The following is a 16603-nucleotide window of genomic DNA, read 5'->3' on the forward strand; positions in this document are numbered from 1 at the left end:
ATCTGCGTCCTCCTCGCGGCGGGCCTCCAGCAGGCGGAAGAGTGCATTCGCGACACCTGAGCGCCCGTGTTCCGGTGTGTCCGGAGCGCACCGAGGGTCAGGGCTGAGTGATGACGACCTTGCCGCTGCCGCTCTCGGCGAGGGTGTGCGCCTGGACGACCTCGGCCAGCGGGAGCTCGTGCTCGACGCGGGGCGTGTAGAGCCCGCGCCGCCCGAGCGCGGCTGCGGACCGCAGGAGCGCCGAGTCGTTGCGGGCGTCGACCTTCTTCAGGCCGAGCCGTGCGGCTCCCTCTCCGTCGATGACGGTGACGACGCGGGAGGTGTCGCCGACGATCGCCAGCAGATCCGCCAGGGAGTCGGACGGCGCGCTGTGCAGGGCGGCGTCCACGCCGCCGGGCGCGAGGGCGGCGACGCGCTCGGCCAGCCCCGGGCCGTACGTCGTGGGGCGCACGCCGAGCGTCTCCAGGGCCGTGTGGCTGCTCGCGCGACCCGTGCCGATGACGGTGGCGCCGGCGGCGAGGGCGAAGGCCGCAGCGGCGCTGCCGACCGCACCGGAGGCGCCCTCGATGAGGAGCGTCGTGCCGCTCAGGTCGCCCAGGGCGTCGATCGCCGCCGCGGCGGTGGCCGATGCGAGCCCCGCTGCCGCGGCCTGCGCCGTCGACCAGCCCTCGGGGACCGCGCTCCACGCGGTCAGGACGGCGAACTCGGCCGTCGTGTCGCTGACTCCGCCCAGACCGAACACGACGTCGCCAATCTCCGCGTCCGTCACTCCTGCCCCGACCTCGTCGACGACGCCGACGGCGTCCCGCCCGGGGATGGCGGGCAGATCCAGGGGCAGGTACGGCTCGAGGCGGCCGGCGCGCAGGAACACGTCGATCGGGTTCACGCTCGTGGCCTGCACCGCGATCCGGACCGAGCCCTCGCCGGCGTGGGGCTCCGGTGCGTCCTCGACGACGAGGACGTCGGGGGCTCCGTAGTGGTGGAAACGGACAGCGCGCATGCGGGTTCTGCTCTCTGACGGTGACGCGGCAAGTACTTGCTGCGGAAAGGAACGCTAGCGCGGATCCCTTTCCGCGGCAAGCAACGGTACGATGGAGGTGTGCCAGCAGCAGATCGCCTCTCGCCGCAGCAGGACCGGACCTGGTCGTTGCTGGTCGGCGTCATGATGTGGCTGCCGGCCGAGCTGGACGCCCACCTCGAGCAGGTCGCGGAGCTCAGCCACGCCGAGTTCGGGGTTCTGCGCTGCCTGTCGATCGGCGAGGACCGCGAGATCCACATGAGCCGTCTGGCCGCGACCGCCAGCGTGACGCCGTCGCACCTGTCGCGGATCGTCGGCCGGTTGGAGAAGCGCGACCTGCTCGCACGCAGTACCGACCCGGCCGACGCCCGGAGGACGCTCGCGAGGCTGACGCCGTCCGGCGCCCGCCTCCTGGACGAGGTGGAGCCCGGCTACGTCGCGGAGGTCCGGGCGCGGGTGTTCGAGCTCCTCGGGGAGCAGCAGCTGGATCAACTGGAGGACATCGCCGAGGCGGTGCTCACCCCGCTGCGGAGCGACTGCGTCGACCTCCTCCCGCCCCGCTCGCCTCGCTGAGCCGGTTTATCGAGGACTCGAATCAATTCCACTAGGCTCGACGCATGACTGAGAACACACCCGAGCTCCGGGTCGGCGTCGTCGGCCTCGGCTTCGCCGGCACCACCCACCTCGACGCCTTCCAGGCCCTCCCCGGCGCGCGCGTCGTCGCGCTCGCCGGCCAGGAGGAGCCCCGACTCCGCGAACTCGGCGAGACGCGCGGCGTCCCCGACCTCTACGCCGACTGGGAGGACCTCGTCGCCCGCGACGACCTCGACGTGGTCTCGATCGGCGTGCCCAACCACCTCCACCACCCGATCGCCGTGGCAGCGCTGGCGAGCGGCAAGCACGTCTTCTGCGAGAAGCCGCTCGCCACGACCGCCGAGCTGGCGGCCGAGATGGTGGAGGCGGCGCGCGCCAACGACCGCGTCCTCGAGATCGCCTACAACCACCGCCGCCGCGCCGACGTCGCCTTCCTCCGCGACTACCTCGACGACGCCCCGCTCGGCGACATCTACCACGCCCGCGCCAGCTGGCAGCGGCGCACCGGCATCCCCGGCATCGGCTCGTGGTTCACCAGCAAGGAGCTCGCCGGCGGCGGACCGCTCATCGACCTCGGCTCGCACGTGCTCGACATCGCGCTGCACCTGCTCGACGAGCCGCGCGTGACGAGCGTGTCGGCCGTCGCCTACGGCGAGGTCGGCCGCTCCGGTCGCGGTGGGCGCCCGCACGGAGTCGCTGCCACCGGCACGCACGCGTTCGAGGTCGAGGACTTCTCGAGCGCGCTGCTGCGCCTCGACACCGGCCGCAGCCTCCAGCTCGACGCCTCCTGGGCGAGCTACTCGAAGGTCTACGAGGACATCGAGGTCGAGCTGCTCGGCTCTGTCGGCGGTGCGCGCCTGCACGTCGCCGACTACGCGACGGAGGGGACCCTCACGCTCTACTCGGAGGTCGCGGGCGCGCCCACCGTCTCCCGCCCCGACGTCAAGGTGCCCGCCGGGCACCACCGCTCGGTGATCGCCGAGTTCCTCGCCGCGATCGCCTCCGGAGCCGACGCACCCGCGGGCGGGCCCCGCTACTCCGGCCACTACGGCGAGTACGCGCTGCACCGCAGCCGGGTGGTCGACGCCATCTACCGCTCCGCCGCCGAGAAGAAGGAGGTGGAGGTCGCATGAGCGAGCCCCTCGAGGTCCTGGTCTGGAACGAGTTCCGCCACGAGACGCGCGGCGACGAGACCGTCATGCGGCACTATCCGGAGGGGATCCACCGCGTGATCGCCGACGGTCTCGTCGAGTCGCTGGGCGACGAGGTCGTGGCGCGCACCGCGACCCTGCCCGAGCCCGAGCACGGACTCACCGAGGAGGCGCTCGCGCGCACCGACGTGCTGCTGTGGTGGGGGCACATCGCCCACGGCGAGGTGTCGGACGAGGTCGTGCAGCGCGTGCTGCGGCACGTGCAGGAGGGGATGGGGATCCTGATCCTGCACTCCGGCCACTACTCCAAGATCTTCCAGGCGCTGATGGGCACGACGTGCTCGCTGAAGTGGCGCAACGACCACGACCGCGAGCTGGTGTGGACGATCGCGCCGACGCATCCGATCGCCGAGGGGGTGCCGAGCCCGATCGTGATCCCCGAGCAGGAGATGTACGGCGAGTACTTCGACATCCCGGTCCCGGAGGAGACGGTGTTCCTCTCGACGTTCACCGGCGGCGAGGTGTTCCGCTCGGGAGTCACCTACACGCGCGGTCTCGGGAAGGTCTTCTACTTCTCGCCCGGCGATCAGGACTACCCGGTGTACCACCACCCCGACATCAAGCGCGTCCTGGCGAACGCGGTCCGCTGGGCCCGCCCGAAGCACCGGCGCACCCCGCTGACGGCCGACCACCACCCCCGCGGCTGGTTCGAGTCGTGAGCGCCCCGCCCTACGAACGCAGCGGACGGTCGCGCCGGCGGCGCACCGCCGAGAGCACGATGAAGCCGACCGCTCCCACGACGAGCGCCGTCAGGGCGGTGCGCAGCGACACGGCGGGGATCATCAGCGCCGTCGTGAACACCTGGCTGCCGTAGTCGAGCATCTCGAGCGGGTACGGCGCGAGCACCCGCGACCCCGCCGCCGACGACACCGCCGTCACCAGCGTCGGTCCGACCCACAGCAGCACGAGGCTCACCGCCCACGCGAGCGCCCGCACCACCGAGGTGAGCCCGCACCAGGCGAGACCGAGCCCCGCGAGGATCCCGGGAAGCCACTGCACCGCGTTCAGCACACCGAGGCCGGCGGCGGAGTCGGTGGTGAGCGGCGCGACGAGCGTGGTCAGCCAGCTCCCCGCTGCGATCGCGGCGATGGAGACGCCGATCGCCGCTCCCGGCTCCGCAGCCCGGGCGATCAGCAGCAGCACGACCGCCCCGACGACGATCGATCCGACGGCGCCGGCGACGAGCGCGGCGAGGTAGAGGTCGGAGGCGGTCCCCTCCGACAGCCCGCCCGCCACGGTCACCGCCGACTGCACGAGCGCGATGACCTGCACGCCGATCGCGCCGATCGCCGCCCCGAGAGTCCTCGGCCCGCGCCCGGCCCGCACCGCCGGGCCGACCCGCACCGCCAGCCCGGCCAGGGCCGACCCGACCAGGATCACCGCCGCGATCAGCACGATCGAGTACTGGCTGAACGGCAGCAGCGCGAGCGGCATCGCCTCCGGAGCGACCTCGACCGCCCACAGGTTCTGCACCGGCAGCCGCAGCCCGGTGAGCAGCCACGGCAGCAGCCCCACCACAGCGGCCGCGGCCCCGGTCGCGATGCTCGGCAGGAGTCGACGGTCGCTTCGAGGGGTCATCCGCCCATCCTCCCCGACGGCCCCGGGTCTCTCACGAACGGCGGCGGACCTCGCGCGCGGAGTCGGCGGTCGGCAGCCCGGCGGAGGCGAGCAGCGCGAACTTGTCGGCGTCGCTCGATCCCGCGTCCGGGTGGTAGACGACGAGCATCAGACCGTCGGTGCCCGCGATCTCGAGCCGTTCCCGGTTGAACAGCATCTCGCCGACCTGCGGGTGGTCGACGAGGATCGGGGTCCCCCGAGGGCTGCGCACCTCGTGCCGTGCCCAGAGCTGCCCGAAGCGCGGACTCGCGAGGCAGAGCTCACCGGTCAGCTCGATGAAGCGCGGATCGTCGATGTCGCCTCCGACGGCCTGGCGGAGGTTGGCGACGAAGCACTCGGTGACCCTCTCCCACTCCGGATGCAGCGCCTGCTCGGCCGGGTCGAGGAACATCGCGCGCAGCTGGTTGCCGCCGACGACGAGGCCGGGGGAGAGCGCTCGCGCGAGGGCGTTCGAAGCGAGGATGTCGAAGTACCGGTCCTCGATGAACGCCGGCTGCACGAGCGAGTCGAGCAGCTTGAGTGCGCCGGCCGGCGGCGTCTGGGGGCGCGGCCGGGCGCGGCGTCGGCGGGGAGTGTCGGCCACCAGCGTCAGGAGGTGGGCGAAGTGGTCGTCGTCGAGCTGCAGCACGCGGGCGATCGCTTCGAGCACCTGCACCGAGGGCCTGTGGTCGCGCCCGCGCTCGAGGCGCAGGTAGTAGTCGGCGCTGATGCCGGCGAGCATCGCGACCTCCTCCCGCCGCAGACCGGGAACGCGCCGGACGCCGCTGTCCGGCAGGCCCGCCATCTGCGGCGTGACCAGCTCGCGCCGCGCGCGCAGGAAGGCACCGAGGGTGTTCGTCGACTCGCTCACCCGGCAACCCTAGATCGGGAGCCTCTCTGCTGAGGGGGCCCTGCCTCACCCCCCTCTCGTCAGGGCACTGGGTGCCGGCCGCGGCCGCGGCTAGCGTCCACCGTGGCCCATCGGGACCACCCATTCGAGAGGACAGACATGACCGTCACGCTGATCACCGGAGCGAACAAGGGAATCGGTTTCGAGACCGCGAGGCAGCTCGCCGAGCGCGGGCACGACCTGTGGATCGGCGCTCGGGATCGAGAGCGGGGGGAGCGGGCCGCGGCCGAGCTCGGTGTCCGCTCCGTGCAGCTCGACGTGACCGACGACGACTCGGTGGCGGCCGCACTGGCGGTGATCGACGAGGCGTCGGGGCGGCTCGACCTCCTCGTCCACAACGCCGGGATCCTCGAGACCGGCCTCGACGGTCCGACGGCGGTGCGGATGTTCGACACCAACGCCGTGGGGATGGTGCGGGTCACGGAGGCGGCGCTGCCGCTGCTCCGCCGGTCGTCGAGCGCCCACGTCGTCACCGTGTCGAGCAGCATGGGCTCGTTCTGGGCGGTGAACAATCCGGCTCGAGCGGAGTCGCAGCTGCCGCTCGCGCTCTACGCGGCGTCGAAGGCAGCGGCCACGATGCTCTCGGTGCAGTACGCGAAGGTGCACCCGGGAATCACGTTCACCGCTCTCGAGCCGGGGACGACCGCGACCGACATGACCGCCGGGTTCGGCATCGGCCGACCGGTCGCCGAGACGGCCGGCGTCGTCGTGCGTCTGGCGCTGGAGGGCGTGGGCGGCCCGTCGGGCACGCTCCGGGACGAGAACGGGGAGCTGCCCTGGTGACCACGGCGACCACTCCCACCGGCTCCACTCCCACCGGCCCGATCGAGGCGCGCACGCCGACCTCGTGGGCGGGCGTCGCCGCGCTCGGCCTGGGCATCTTCGCCATCGTGATGTCGGAGTTCCTCCCCGCGAGCCTCCTTCCCCGCATCGCGGGCGACCTCGGGGCGACCGACGGCCAGGCGGGCCAGGCCGTGAGCGTCACCGCGTTCGCCGCCGCCGCCTCCGCACTGCTCCTCTCGGTCGTGCTGCCCCGGGCCGACCGTCGCCGCGTGATGCTCGGGTTGACGCTGCTCGCAGTCGTCTCGAACCTGATCGTCGCCGTCGCGCCGAACCTCGTCGTGCTCCTGGCCGCGCGGATCCTCCTCGGGGTCGCCCTCGGCGGCTTCTGGGCGATGGCCACGGCGATGGCGTCGCGCCTCGTCCACGCCGACCACGTCGGTCGGGCGCTGACGGTGGTCAACTCCGGAGTCTCGGTGGCGACCGTCGCGGCCGTGCCGCTGGGCGCGTGGCTGGGCGAGGTCTGGGGGTGGCGCGGGGTGTTCGTCCTGGGCGCTGGAGTCGCGGTCGTCGCGGTGATCGTGCAGGCTGCCACCCTCCCGCACCTCGCTCCGGGCGCCTCGAGCGGGATCCGGGCGCTCGGGGCGGTCCTCCGCTCGGGAGTCGTCCTGGTCGGGCTGCTCGCCGTCCTCCTGATCTTCGGCGGGCACTTCAGCGGCTTCACCTACATCCGGCCGGCCGTGCAGGATCTGTCGAGCCTCGACCCGGGCGGCTTCGCCCTGCTGCTGCTCGTCTTCGGTGCCGCGAACTTCGCCGGGACGGCGGTCAGCGGTCTGCTCGCCGACCGGGCGCCGCGGGTGGGCGCGATCCTGTTCCCGGCCGTGCTGGGAGCCGGGATGCTCGTCATGGTCGCGGGAGGCTCCTCCGTGGTCGGGCTGTTCGCGGCGGCGGTGCTCTGGGGGCTCGGCTTCGGTGGAGTGCCGACCACGGTCCTCAGCTGGGGCGCGCGGGCGGAGCCGGCGCGGCTCGAGCAGGTCGGCGGGCTGATCGTGACGGTCTGCAACATCGGCATCGCGGCGGGAGCGATCGTCGGCGGGCTCCTCGTCGACGGCGTCTCGCCCCGCACGCCGCTCCTGGTCGGCGGAGTCGCCGCGCTGGTCGGAGCCGTCGCGCTCGTCTCGGCGCGCCGTCGGCCCTGACCCTGCCGCGTCCCGGTCGCACGTGCGAACGTGGAGGGAGCCCTCCTCCGGGCGCACCGAGATCGGACGACGATGACCACCACCCTGACCACGGCCGCCGAGCTCGACCGGCTCGACCCGCTCGCCTCCTACCGGGCGCGCTTCCTCGGCGCCGACGACCCGGCGCTGCCCGCCTACGTCGACGGCAACTCCCTGGGCCGGCCCGTGGCCGATCTGCCGGAGCGCTATGCGGAGTTCGTGCGCGGCAGCTGGGGCGGGCGCCTGATCAGGGGGTGGGACGACAGCTGGTTCGAGCTTCCGCTGGCCCTCGGCGACCGCCTCGGCCGGGCGGTGCTCGGCGCGGGCCGGGGCCAGACCGTCGTCGGCGACTCGACCACGGTGTCGCTCTACAAGCTGATCCGGACGGCGCTGCACGCGCGTCCGGGCCGCTCCGAGATCGTCATCGACCGCGGCAACTTCCCGACCGACCGCTACGTCATCGAGGGCATCGCGGCCGAGACCGGTGCGCGCATCCGCTGGATCGAGACCGAGCTCGGCGGCGGGGTCACGCCCGAGGACGTGCGCGCGGTCGTCGGCGCCGGCACGGCGGTCGTCGTTCTGAGCCAGGTCGCCTACCGCTCGGGCTTCGCGGCCGACGTGCCGGCGATCACCGGGATCGTGCACGAGGCCGGCGCGCTGGTGCTGTGGGACGTCTGCCACTCCGTGGGCGTCCTGCCGATCGAGCTCGACGCGTGGGGCGTCGACCTCGCGACGGGCTGCACCTACAAGTACCTCAACGGCGGACCTGGCGCCCCCGCGTTCCTCTACGTGCGGCGCGAGCTGATCGCCGACGCCGTCCAGCCGATCTGGGGCTGGATGGGGGTCAAGGACTCGTTCCGGATGGGGGAGGCGTACGACCCCGCCGACAGCATCCGCCGGTTCGTCAGCGGCACCCCGCCGATCGTGGGGATGATCGCGATGCAGGCCATGCTCGATCTGATCGAGGAGGCGGGACTGCTCGCGATCCACGAGAAGTCGCGCGCGCTCACCGCCTTCGCCGTCGACCTGTTCGACGAGCACCTCGCACCGCTCGGCGTCGTGCTGTCGACCACCCGCGACGCCGAGCGCCGCGGCGGCCACATCACGGTCGACCACCCGGACTTCGCCGCGATGGTGCCCGTGCTCTGGGAGCGCGGCGTCATCCCCGACTTCCGCACCCCGAGCGGCATCCGCCTCGGACTCTCCCCGCTCTCGACGTCGTTCGCGGAGGTCGAGGTCGTCGTGCTCGCGATCCGCGAGCTGCTCAGGACTCCGTGACGGGCATCCTCGACCTCCCCGCCCGCGAGCCCGACGCCGTGCTGCGGTACGGCGCGGCACCGCAGCACCTGGTCGACGTCTACCGGGCGGCCGCCGCCGACTCCCTCGTCGTGCTCGTGCACGGCGGCTTCTGGCGCGCCCGCTACGACCGGATGCACGCCCGCCCGCTCGCGGCGGCGCTCGCCGACCGCGGGTTCGACGTGCTCCTCCCCGAGTACCGCCGCATCGGCGACCCCGGAGGCGGGTGGCCGGGCACCGCCGACGACATCCGCTCGCTGGTCGCGGCGATCCCCGCGCTCGTGCCCGCGCCCGTCGGGCGGGTGACCCTCGTCGGCCACTCCGCGGGCGGGCACCTGGCGGTGTGGTCGCAGGCGGTCGACCCCTCGCCGCACGTGTCGGCGGTCGTCGCGCTCGCCGGAGTCGTCGACCTGGCCGCCGCGGCCGACGCCCGCCTCAGCGACGACGCGGTGGCCGAGCTGCTCGGCCCCTCCGGACCGGTCGCCGTCGCCGACCCCTCTCAGCTCCCCTCGCCGCCGATGCCGGTTGCGCTCGTGCACGGCGACCGCGACGCGGTGGTGCCGGTCGCGTACAGCCGGCGCTACGCCTCCGAGCACCCCGGCGTCGAGCTGCACGAGCTCGCCGGCGTCGGACACTTCGAGCTGATCGACCCGCGCGCGCCGGCGTTCGAGACCCTGCTTCACGTGCTCCGCCGCTGACCCGCCTCGGTCCGGCCTCGATCCGTCACGGAAGGCGAGAGGTCAGCCCTCGACCAGGGGATCGCAGTCGCCCGTGCCGAAGAGGTCGGCCGGGTCGTCGCAGGCGTAGCCGGACCAGCCCGCACCGGGGCTCGTCGGGTCCTCGATCCTGCTGTGCCGGTCGAACGCGTCCGTCGTGTAGACCTGGATCCCCCGTCCGAGGCCGACAGTGGCGAAGGAGACGATCGGATCGCCCTCGCTCGTCGGCGTGCTCCAGGCCAGCTCGGCGGGCTCGCCGGCGACGGACGCTGCGACGAGGCAGTCCCGGGCCTCCTCGGGGACGTCCTCTCCCTGCTCGAGGACGAACTCCCCGCAGGACCGGGCCCCGTCCTTGATCACGCCGCCCGCGTTCGGGAGCGCGCGCGCCGCGGCGATCGGATCCCCCTCCGGCGCCCGCGACGAGGGGCCCGGGACGCACCCGCTCAGCGCGGAGGCCGCCACCAGCACCGCCGAGGCCGACACCGCGAGACGCCAGCGCGGGAGCGACGGGCCCGAGTCAGGCATCCCGGCCACGCTCCGTGCCTTCTGTGCCGTCGGCGTGCCCCGTCCACTCGGCCGTGAGCGTGATGGTGTGCGTCGTGCCCGCCGGCTCGAAGTCGCCGGCCAGGCGCACGAGGGTGCGGTGGGCGGTCCAGCCGGAGGCACGCGTCTCGGCGTGGCCGACGGTCTCGACGAACAGCTCGAACCTCCGCTCGCCCTTCACGCTGTGCAGCCACTCGAGGACCTCCTCGACCGAGCCCGCCCCCTCGATGCGCTGCGGGTCGTGCTGCGCGGCCTGCTCGATGTCGTCGCCGGTCCAGAAGCAGACCCAGTAGACCGACGGGTCCTCCCGCTGCGCGTCGAAGAACGACTCGTCCCAGTCCGCTCGCATGTCGACCTCCATCGCCGGTCCGAGGCTACCGTCGAGGCTACCGAGGGCCGTTCTCGGTCTCGGCGAGGTACGCCCCGGGGGTGGTGCCCGTGACGGCGTGGAACTCGTTCGTCAGGTGGGCCTGATCGGTGTATCCGAGGTCGGTGGCGATGGCGGCGATGCTCGAGTGCCCGGAGGAGAGCCGGCGGACCACCTCCTGCAGACGGACTCGGCGCGCGACCTCCGCCGGTCCGCGGCCGAGGGTCAGGGCCAGCGCGCGCTGCAGGGAGCGGGGGCTCGTCCGCAGCGCCCTCGCCACCTCCGACACGGGCCGCACGTGCGGCTGGGCGGTGAGCAGGTCGAGGGCCGCGTTGGCGAGCCGGCCCTGCTCGGTGAGGGGCCTCTCGCGCAGGCTCGCGCGGATCAGGTCGTCGGCCCGCCGAGCCCGGCCGTCGGCGTCGCTCGACTCGGCGATCTCTTCGAGGAGCCGATGTGCGCGGTGGTCCACCGCCGTGATCACGCGCTCTCCGGTCAGCGTGGAGGGGTCGAGGTCGGTCAGGACGGCCAGGCCGGCGGGGCGGAGCCGGAGGGCGAAGACATCTCCGGCGCCGCTGATGGTGCGCTGCCAGGCCCTCGTCCTGACGGCGGACACCACGAACGGCGCGACGACGCGGCCCCGCTCGACACTCAGCGTGACCGAGGGATGGTCGATGATCCGCTGATCGATCGTCTCGTCCTCCGCGAGCCGCCACTCGACGCTCCAGTAGGTGTCGACGACCTCGCGGACATCGGCGGCAGGAGTGATCCAGCGCGCGGCGAAGCGCTCGACGTTCGAGGGGTGCAGCACGCCCGACCGCTCGGCCGGCTCCACCTTCTGCCCGCGTTCCGTGACCATTGGCGCAATTCTCCAAGACCGGCCGTCGATCCGCCCGCAGGCTGAGCCTGTGACGACCGATTACCGAACCACCTTCATCACCATCGCTCCCGACTCGCCGGTCACCAGCGGGGTGGTCCCGCCGACGACCGCGACGCCGACGGTCGCGTCGCTGCAGTACGCGCTCGTGAGTGCGCGGCCGTACGAGTTGACCTCGGACGATGTGCTGTTCGAGGTCCACGCTCTCCGGGCGGGGATCCCCGACGAGGATCGAGACGCCGAGCGCGAGCGCTTCTTCGCGAAGGATCAGGCGTGCCTCCGGGCCTCGCCGCTCGCGAAGCGGTACGGGTGGGGCATCCATCATGACGAGAACGGGCGGATCGCGCTGGTCGCCGCCGGCACTGCTCTCTACGACGATCTCGCCGAGCGCTCGGATCTCACTCAGAAGCCGGCGATGCGCTCGGCCCGCAAGCGCTGAGCACCCCGCCTCACCGGACTGCGGACGAACCGATCCGTGCCGCCTACTGCGACAGCTCCCGGTCGAGCCGGTCGAGGAGCGCCTCGAGGGAGATCTCGAACTCCTCGTCGCTGCGGTCCTCGCTCAGCAGGGCGCGGAGGCGCCTGACCTCGGGCGCACGGTCGAGCGTCATGCGGCCGTCTCCCTGCGGGATGGCGGCATCCCCTTCGTCGAGGGGTTCCTCGGCCGGACCGGTCTCGGCTCCGTGGACCGCGGACTGCAGGAGGAGCTGACCGAGCAGGAAGCTGCTGAACGCCCGGTAGGCGCCGACCGCTCGCTCGTCGGAGAAGCCGTGCTCGGTGAGCGCGCTGAGGAACGTGTTGACGACCTCGACGCTGCGCAGCGGCGGACGCAGCCACGGCGCGGCGGGATGCCGGGTCGCGACGAGCGGGAACGCCTTGGGGTGGTCGGTCGCGATCCGTCGGACCTCGTGGGCGACCGTCTGCAGGAAGCCCTGCCAGTGCTGCGCCTCCGACTCGTCGAGACGCTCGTTGAGGTCGTGCATCAGCAGGGCGATGACGCCCTCGAGCAGATCCTCCTTGCCGTGCACGTAGCGGTAGAGCGACATGGCCTCGACACCCAGCTCCTGCGCGAGGGATCTCATCGAGAGGCTCTGGCTCCCTGAGCGGTCGATCTGCGCCAGGGCGGTCTCGACGATCAGGTCGCGACTGAGCCGGGGCGTGTGCGACGCGCTCCTGGTCGTCTTCGGACGTTCTCCCATGGATGACGCTCCCGTCGGGATCCTCGTGCTCGATTACCAGCGCGGCGCCGGGAATGCAACCGCCCTCCGGCCCCTCCACCGTAACCCCGCTTACACCGTAAGCTGCACTGTCGGCTTACACCGTAAGCAAGCCCTCGCTCCGCTCCACCATCCACCTTCGAGTTCCGGACGATCCTCCGGGAGAGACGAGAGAGCACCATGATCGACAGCAGCACCATCAACGACCTCATCGGCGCCGATGTCCACGGCAGTGACGACGCCAAGATCGGCACCGTCGGCCAGGTCTACGTCGACGACGCCACCCAGACGCCCACCTGGGTCACCATCCGCACCGGTCTGTTCGGCTCCTCCGAGTCGTTCGCACCGCTGACCGACGCGAGCTTCGAGGGCGGCGTCGTGCGCGTCGCCTACGAGAAGTCGTTCGTCAAGGACGCCCCCCGCATCGCCGACGACGGCGACCTCAACGCCGACGAGGAGCAGTCGCTCTACTCCTACTACGGCACCGGCACCGCGTCCGCCACGACAGAGGCTCCCCTCGTCGACCGAGACGCCGACCGCACCACCGGTACCGAGGGCTACGACACGTCCGGCCCGACGACGGACGACGCGATGACCCGCTCCGAGGAGCGCCTGCGCGTCGGCACCGAGCGCGTCGAGGCGGGCCGTGCTCGCCTGCGCAAGCACATCGTCACCGAGCAGGTCACCCGGACCGTCCCGGTCAGCCACGAGGAGGTCACCCTCACCCGCGAGCCGATCACCGACGCGAACGCCGCCGACGCCCTCTCGGGCCCCGACCTCAGCGAGGAGGAGCACGAGGTCGTCCTCACCGCCGAGCGCGTGGTCACGGCGAAGGAGACCGTCCCCGTCGAGCGCGTGAGCCTCGGCACCGAGACGGTCACCGAGCAGCAGAGCGTCAGCGAGGACGTCTCCCACGAGGAGATCGAGCTCGTCGATCCCGACACGACCCGCACCACCTCGACCGACGAGTCCGTCGTCGACCGCGACCGCCGCTCCTAGGCACCACCGGCGACGGCCGCCCGACACCCGTCGGAGCGGCCGCCGCCCCCCCCCCCCCCTCCGTCCCCCCGCCCCGAAAGGCTCACCCCATGGACTTCCCCGCCGCTCTGCAGAACGGACTGGCCGCCGTCATCGCGTTCGTCCCGCTCGCGCTGCTGTTCCTGCTCATCCTCGTCGTCGGCCTCATCGTCGCGAAGCTCATCGAGAAGGGCCTCTCGAGGCTCCTGACCAAGGTCGGCTTCGACCGTGCCGTCGAGCGCGGCGGCATCAAGAAGGCGCTCGCGAACTCGAAGCTCGACGCCTCCGACATCGTGTCGAAGATCATCTACTACACGCTGGTGCTGTTCGTGCTGCAGTTCGCCTTCGGTGTCTTCGGGCAGAACCCGGTCAGCGATCTGCTCCAGGGCATCATCGGATTCCTGCCGAAGATCATCGTCGCGATCATCATCATCGTGATCGCCGCCGTGATCGCCGCCGGGGCCAAGGGCCTGATCCAGAACACCCTGGGCGGGCTCTCCTACGGCAAGGTCCTCGGGAACATCGTCGCCGTCTTCATCCTGTTCCTCGGCGCGACCGCCGCGCTGAACCAGATCGAGGTCGCCACGACCGTCACCACCCCGATCCTCATCGCGGTCCTCGCCATCATCGCCGGAGTGATCATCGTCGGCGCCGGCGGCGGTCTCATCAAGCCGATGCAGCAGCGCTGGGAGGCGATCCTCACGAAGGCCGAGGACGAGGCTCCCAAGATCCAGCAGCACGCTCAGAACGCCCCGAGCGTGAAGGAGCAGGCCGAGCAGGCCGCCGACAAGGCCCGCCAGGCGGCCCCGTCGACGACCGCGCGCCGCTCGCACTGACGTCTCGCCTCCACCCGGCCGGCCCCGCTCGTCTCGAGCGGGGCCGGCCGTCGTCGTGCCGGCGGTCAGCCGAGGTGCGTCAGGGCCGTCCTCAGGCGGTCGAGCGCCGACCTCGTCATCGGAGCGAGCTCGCCGCCCTCGCCGGCCGACCACGCCGCGAACGCCTCCTTGAAGGCGAGCACCCCGAGCTCGGCGGCGGCGGCGGCCACGGAGTCGTCGACCCCGCGGTCGCGGAGGGCGTCGGCCATCGCCGCAGCCATGCCGACCTTCTTCAGCAGGGCGCGCTCCTGCAGCTCCGCGCTCGTCGCGATGACCGCGTCGAGTCGCTGTCCGAGCTCGCGGTTGAACGGGGTCATGGCCGCCGAGGCGTTGGCGAGGCCGGCCTCGACCGCTTCGAGAGGGGTCGCGGTCGGCGGCGCGGCGGCGATGCCCTCGGCGAGGAGCGCCGACAGGGTCTCCTGGCCCGCGGCGAGCACGTCCCGCTTGTCGGGGAAGTGCCGGAAGAACGTGCTCTTCGTCAGCCCGGCGCGGTCCGCGATCTGGGCCACCGTGGTCTCGTCGTAGCCCTGCTCCGAGAACAGGTGCAGGGCGGCGGAGACGAACCGCTCGCGGGCGTCGGGTTCCCAGCGTGGCATGAGGACGATGATACGCGATGCGACTTTTGTCCCATCGCGGTGCTACGGTGATGGGACATTGATCGCATCACCGGAGTCGGCTCTCGCGGGTCACCGGTCCGTCACGAGGAGTCCCCCATGCGCGTTCTCATCACTGGAGCATCAGGCGCGATCGGCCGCGCCGTCACCGAGGAGCTCGTCTCGCACGGGCACGAGGTGCTCGGCCTGGCCAGATCCGAGGTCGCCGCTCAGGCGGTCACGACGGCGGGCGGGTCGCCCGTCCGAGGCGGGCTCGGCGACCTCGACGTCCTGGCCGCAGCCGCCCGCGAGGCCGACGGCGCGATCCACCTCGCCTTCAGCAACGACTTCTCCGACCTCGATCGCAGCATCGCCGAGGAGGGCGCGGCCATGGACGCCGTCGCCGAGGCCCTCGTGGGCACGGGCAAGCCGTTCTCGATCGTGTCGGGGACCACCTTCTCCGAGGGCCGCGTGGCGACCGAGCACGACCCGCTGTCGACGACGGGCCCGGTGGGCGGCAGGGGAGTCAACGCCGCACGGATCCTCGGTCTCGCGTCGCAGGGGATCCGCACGACGGCGGTCCGGCTCCCGCGCTCGGTGCACGAGCGCGCCGTGGCCTACGGCTTCGCCGGCCTGCTGATCCAGGCGGCGCAGCGCTCAGGAGTCTCGGCGTACGTCGGCGACGGCAGCCAGCGCTGGCCGGCGGTGCACCGCCGCGACGCCGCGTCGCTGTTCCGCCTGATGATCGAGCGCGGTGAGGCGGGCACGGCGGTCAACGCCGTCGCCGACGAGGGCGACACGATGCTCGACATCGCGACCGTGATCGGCGGGCAGCTCGGGGTGCCGGTGCGGCAGGTGCCGACGGAGTCGTTCGGCCCCCTCGGGCAGATCTTCGCGATGGACCAGCCCGCCTCCAGCGCCTGGACGCGCGAGACCTACGGCTGGCGGCCGACCCACCCGAGCCTCCTCTCGGATCTCGAGGCGGGCGACTACCCGAGCGTGTGATCGGCCGCCCCTGCCGCCGGCGCGTCGGCGGAGCTAGCATCCGAGGGCGGGCGCCGACCGCCGACGCCGTCGGAGGAGGAGAGCACCATGTCGATCGTCGTGACCGTTCCCGAACACGAGGCGACGGGGGCGCTGGCAGGGCTCTACGCCGACGATCTCGGCGATCAGGGCTCCGTCGCCGCCCACACGAAGGTGCTGGGCCTCAATCCGGGCGCCCTCGTCGCGTGGAACGGCCTGAGCAGGGCCATCACCGCCCAGATGGACCGACGCCGCTACGAGCTCGTGACCCTCGCGGCCGCCCGCGGGGCGAGGTCCGAGCACTGCCTCCTCGCCCACGGCCGGGTCGCCTCGCGCTACATCGAGGAGGAGCAGCTCACCCGGATCGCGCGCGACTACCGCGACGCCGACCTCACTCCGGCCGAGGTCGCCATGATGGAGTTCGCCGAGCGGGTGAGCCGTGACGCGGCCGACATGACGGAGGCGGACAGCCTCCGGCTGCGCGAGGCCGGCTTCAGCGATCGCGAGATCGTCGACATCGCGCTCGCCGCGGCGGCGCGCAACTTCTACAGCCGCGCCGTCCAGGCGCTCGCCGTCGAGGTCGAGCCGCCCGCCGACCTGAGCGCCGAGCTCCGGGCGGCCCTCGTGGAGAGGCTGTGACCGCCCGCCTCCGCTCGGGGTGACGGCCGAGACCCCCTCTCGGGTGCGAGAAGCGATCACGGGAGTGCGGCAGACTCGTCGCTGCTTCCCGCCCTGCTCCATCGACCTCGAGGACCC

20 protein-coding genes are annotated in these 16603 nt (G+C 72.6%); 12 read left to right on the forward strand and 8 right to left on the reverse strand.

Annotation, left to right across the window (positions count from 1 at the left end; all coding sequences use genetic code 11):
* Positions 1–97: 97 nt before the first annotated feature.
* The gene (locus tag B9Y99_RS17975) at positions 98–1000 is read right to left on the reverse strand and encodes an alcohol dehydrogenase catalytic domain-containing protein (protein ID WP_085478019.1); all 903 of its coding nucleotides are present in this window, start codon (positions 998–1000) and stop codon (positions 98–100) included.
* 99 nt (positions 1001–1099) lie between these two features.
* Here B9Y99_RS17975 and B9Y99_RS17980 point away from each other — a divergent pair, with 99 nt between their 5' ends.
* The 3 genes from B9Y99_RS17980 to B9Y99_RS17990 are packed head-to-tail and all read left to right on the forward strand — an operon-like array spanning position 1100 to position 3482.
* The gene (locus tag B9Y99_RS17980; RefSeq protein ID WP_244275049.1) at positions 1100–1591 is read left to right on the forward strand and encodes a MarR family winged helix-turn-helix transcriptional regulator; all 492 of its coding nucleotides are present in this window, start codon (positions 1100–1102) and stop codon (positions 1589–1591) included.
* A gap of 44 nt (positions 1592–1635) precedes the next feature.
* Positions 1636–2745 carry a Gfo/Idh/MocA family protein gene (locus tag B9Y99_RS17985; protein ID WP_085478020.1) on the forward strand — a complete coding sequence of 370 codons (1110 nt, stop codon included), beginning with the start codon at positions 1636–1638 and terminating at the stop codon, positions 2743–2745.
* Entirely contained in the window at positions 2742–3482 is a 741-nt protein-coding gene (locus B9Y99_RS17990) for a ThuA domain-containing protein (protein WP_085478021.1), read from the forward strand. The genes B9Y99_RS17985 and B9Y99_RS17990 overlap by 4 nt, the downstream gene beginning before the upstream one ends.
* A gap of 10 nt (positions 3483–3492) precedes the next feature.
* Here the strand turns inward: B9Y99_RS17990 and B9Y99_RS17995 are convergent, their stop codons facing one another.
* Positions 3493–4401 (reverse strand): hypothetical protein, encoded by a 909-nt coding sequence (locus B9Y99_RS17995; protein ID WP_085478022.1) that lies wholly within the window; start codon positions 4399–4401, stop codon positions 3493–3495.
* A gap of 31 nt (positions 4402–4432) precedes the next feature.
* Complete coding sequence (locus tag B9Y99_RS18000; RefSeq protein ID WP_085478023.1) at positions 4433–5290, reverse strand: helix-turn-helix transcriptional regulator; 858 nt, start codon at positions 5288–5290, stop codon at positions 4433–4435.
* Positions 5291–5428: 138 nt separating this feature from the next.
* On the opposite strand from B9Y99_RS18000, the gene B9Y99_RS18005 reads away from it, so the two are divergent.
* The 4 genes from B9Y99_RS18005 (at position 5429) to B9Y99_RS18020 (ending at position 9320) form a co-directional block, all read left to right on the forward strand.
* Entirely contained in the window at positions 5429–6112 is a 684-nt protein-coding gene (locus tag B9Y99_RS18005; protein WP_085478024.1) for an SDR family NAD(P)-dependent oxidoreductase, read from the forward strand.
* On the forward strand, positions 6109–7308 hold the full coding sequence (locus tag B9Y99_RS18010) for an MFS transporter (protein ID WP_208857011.1): 1200 nt from the start codon (positions 6109–6111) through the stop codon (positions 7306–7308). The genes B9Y99_RS18005 and B9Y99_RS18010 overlap by 4 nt, the downstream gene beginning before the upstream one ends.
* Before the next feature lie 72 nt (positions 7309–7380).
* Entirely contained in the window at positions 7381–8604 is a 1224-nt protein-coding gene (locus B9Y99_RS18015) for a kynureninase (RefSeq protein ID WP_085478025.1), read from the forward strand.
* Positions 8601–9320 carry an alpha/beta hydrolase family protein gene (locus B9Y99_RS18020; RefSeq protein ID WP_085478026.1) on the forward strand — a complete coding sequence of 240 codons (720 nt, stop codon included), beginning with the start codon at positions 8601–8603 and terminating at the stop codon, positions 9318–9320. Before B9Y99_RS18015 ends, B9Y99_RS18020 begins: the two co-directional genes overlap by 4 nt.
* A gap of 42 nt (positions 9321–9362) precedes the next feature.
* On the opposite strand, the gene B9Y99_RS18025 is transcribed toward B9Y99_RS18020, so the two are convergent.
* The 3 genes from B9Y99_RS18025 to B9Y99_RS18035 are packed head-to-tail and all read right to left on the reverse strand — an operon-like array spanning position 9363 to position 11104.
* On the reverse strand, positions 9363–9863 hold the full coding sequence (locus B9Y99_RS18025; RefSeq protein WP_085478027.1) for a hypothetical protein: 501 nt from the start codon (positions 9861–9863) through the stop codon (positions 9363–9365).
* A complete protein-coding gene (locus B9Y99_RS18030; RefSeq protein WP_208857012.1) occupies positions 9856–10230 on the reverse strand; it encodes a hypothetical protein in 375 nt (124 codons plus the stop codon). The genes B9Y99_RS18025 and B9Y99_RS18030 overlap by 8 nt, the downstream gene beginning before the upstream one ends.
* Before the next feature lie 37 nt (positions 10231–10267).
* The gene (locus tag B9Y99_RS18035; protein ID WP_085478029.1) at positions 10268–11104 is read right to left on the reverse strand and encodes a helix-turn-helix domain-containing protein; all 837 of its coding nucleotides are present in this window, start codon (positions 11102–11104) and stop codon (positions 10268–10270) included.
* Positions 11105–11153: 49 nt separating this feature from the next.
* On the opposite strand from B9Y99_RS18035, the gene B9Y99_RS18040 reads away from it, so the two are divergent.
* Positions 11154–11561: a DUF6157 family protein gene (locus B9Y99_RS18040; RefSeq protein ID WP_208857013.1), complete on the forward strand. Its 408-nt coding sequence runs from the start codon at positions 11154–11156 to the stop codon at positions 11559–11561.
* 43 nt (positions 11562–11604) lie between these two features.
* Here B9Y99_RS18040 and B9Y99_RS18045 read toward each other — a convergent pair whose 3' ends face one another.
* Complete coding sequence (locus B9Y99_RS18045) at positions 11605–12321, reverse strand: TetR/AcrR family transcriptional regulator C-terminal domain-containing protein (protein WP_085478030.1); 717 nt, start codon at positions 12319–12321, stop codon at positions 11605–11607.
* 198 nt (positions 12322–12519) lie between these two features.
* On the opposite strand from B9Y99_RS18045, the gene B9Y99_RS18050 reads away from it, so the two are divergent.
* Both B9Y99_RS18050 and B9Y99_RS18055 read left to right on the forward strand, forming a co-directional pair.
* Positions 12520–13338: a DUF2382 domain-containing protein gene (locus B9Y99_RS18050; protein WP_085478031.1), complete on the forward strand. Its 819-nt coding sequence runs from the start codon at positions 12520–12522 to the stop codon at positions 13336–13338.
* An 89-nt stretch (positions 13339–13427) separates the two neighbouring features.
* On the forward strand, positions 13428–14192 hold the full coding sequence (locus B9Y99_RS18055; RefSeq protein ID WP_085478032.1) for a mechanosensitive ion channel family protein: 765 nt from the start codon (positions 13428–13430) through the stop codon (positions 14190–14192).
* Between the two features lie 65 nt (positions 14193–14257).
* Here B9Y99_RS18055 and B9Y99_RS18060 read toward each other — a convergent pair whose 3' ends face one another.
* Entirely contained in the window at positions 14258–14827 is a 570-nt protein-coding gene (locus B9Y99_RS18060) for a TetR/AcrR family transcriptional regulator (RefSeq protein WP_085478033.1), read from the reverse strand.
* A gap of 117 nt (positions 14828–14944) precedes the next feature.
* Here B9Y99_RS18060 and B9Y99_RS18065 point away from each other — a divergent pair, with 117 nt between their 5' ends.
* Positions 14945–15829, forward strand: coding sequence for an SDR family oxidoreductase (locus tag B9Y99_RS18065; RefSeq protein WP_085478034.1), 885 nt, complete (start codon positions 14945–14947; stop codon positions 15827–15829).
* Positions 15830–15916: 87 nt separating this feature from the next.
* The gene (locus tag B9Y99_RS18070) at positions 15917–16486 is read left to right on the forward strand and encodes a carboxymuconolactone decarboxylase family protein (protein WP_085478035.1); all 570 of its coding nucleotides are present in this window, start codon (positions 15917–15919) and stop codon (positions 16484–16486) included.
* The last annotated feature ends 117 nt before the right edge of the window (positions 16487–16603 follow it).

Origin of the sequence: Rathayibacter oskolensis (assembly GCF_900177245.1) — a bacterium.
GTDB classification, from domain to species: Bacteria; Actinomycetota; Actinomycetes; order Actinomycetales; family Microbacteriaceae; genus Rathayibacter; species Rathayibacter oskolensis.

What these genes read in the sequence shown, in the direction of transcription:
- B9Y99_RS18045 (WP_085478030.1), bottom strand. Translation starts at nt 12,321, where the DNA reads ATGGGAGAACGTCCGAAGACGACCAGGAGCGCGTCGCACACGCCCCGG.
- B9Y99_RS17975 (WP_085478019.1), bottom strand. Translation starts at nt 1,000, where the DNA reads ATGCGCGCTGTCCGTTTCCACCACTACGGAGCCCCCGACGTCCTCGTC.
- B9Y99_RS18025 (WP_085478027.1), bottom strand. Translation starts at nt 9,863, where the DNA reads ATGCCTGACTCGGGCCCGTCGCTCCCGCGCTGGCGTCTCGCGGTGTCG.
- B9Y99_RS18015 (WP_085478025.1), top strand. Translation starts at nt 7,381, where the DNA reads ATGACCACCACCCTGACCACGGCCGCCGAGCTCGACCGGCTCGACCCG.
- B9Y99_RS18030 (WP_208857012.1), bottom strand. Translation starts at nt 10,230, where the DNA reads ATGCGAGCGGACTGGGACGAGTCGTTCTTCGACGCGCAGCGGGAGGAC.
- B9Y99_RS18035 (WP_085478029.1), bottom strand. Translation starts at nt 11,104, where the DNA reads ATGGTCACGGAACGCGGGCAGAAGGTGGAGCCGGCCGAGCGGTCGGGC.
- B9Y99_RS17995 (WP_085478022.1), bottom strand. Translation starts at nt 4,401, where the DNA reads ATGACCCCTCGAAGCGACCGTCGACTCCTGCCGAGCATCGCGACCGGG.
- B9Y99_RS18005 (WP_085478024.1), top strand. Translation starts at nt 5,429, where the DNA reads ATGACCGTCACGCTGATCACCGGAGCGAACAAGGGAATCGGTTTCGAG.
- B9Y99_RS18060 (WP_085478033.1), bottom strand. Translation starts at nt 14,827, where the DNA reads ATGCCACGCTGGGAACCCGACGCCCGCGAGCGGTTCGTCTCCGCCGCC.
- B9Y99_RS18050 (WP_085478031.1), top strand. Translation starts at nt 12,520, where the DNA reads ATGATCGACAGCAGCACCATCAACGACCTCATCGGCGCCGATGTCCAC.
- B9Y99_RS18055 (WP_085478032.1), top strand. Translation starts at nt 13,428, where the DNA reads ATGGACTTCCCCGCCGCTCTGCAGAACGGACTGGCCGCCGTCATCGCG.
- B9Y99_RS17985 (WP_085478020.1), top strand. Translation starts at nt 1,636, where the DNA reads ATGACTGAGAACACACCCGAGCTCCGGGTCGGCGTCGTCGGCCTCGGC.
- B9Y99_RS17990 (WP_085478021.1), top strand. Translation starts at nt 2,742, where the DNA reads ATGAGCGAGCCCCTCGAGGTCCTGGTCTGGAACGAGTTCCGCCACGAG.
- B9Y99_RS18070 (WP_085478035.1), top strand. Translation starts at nt 15,917, where the DNA reads ATGTCGATCGTCGTGACCGTTCCCGAACACGAGGCGACGGGGGCGCTG.
- B9Y99_RS18065 (WP_085478034.1), top strand. Translation starts at nt 14,945, where the DNA reads ATGCGCGTTCTCATCACTGGAGCATCAGGCGCGATCGGCCGCGCCGTC.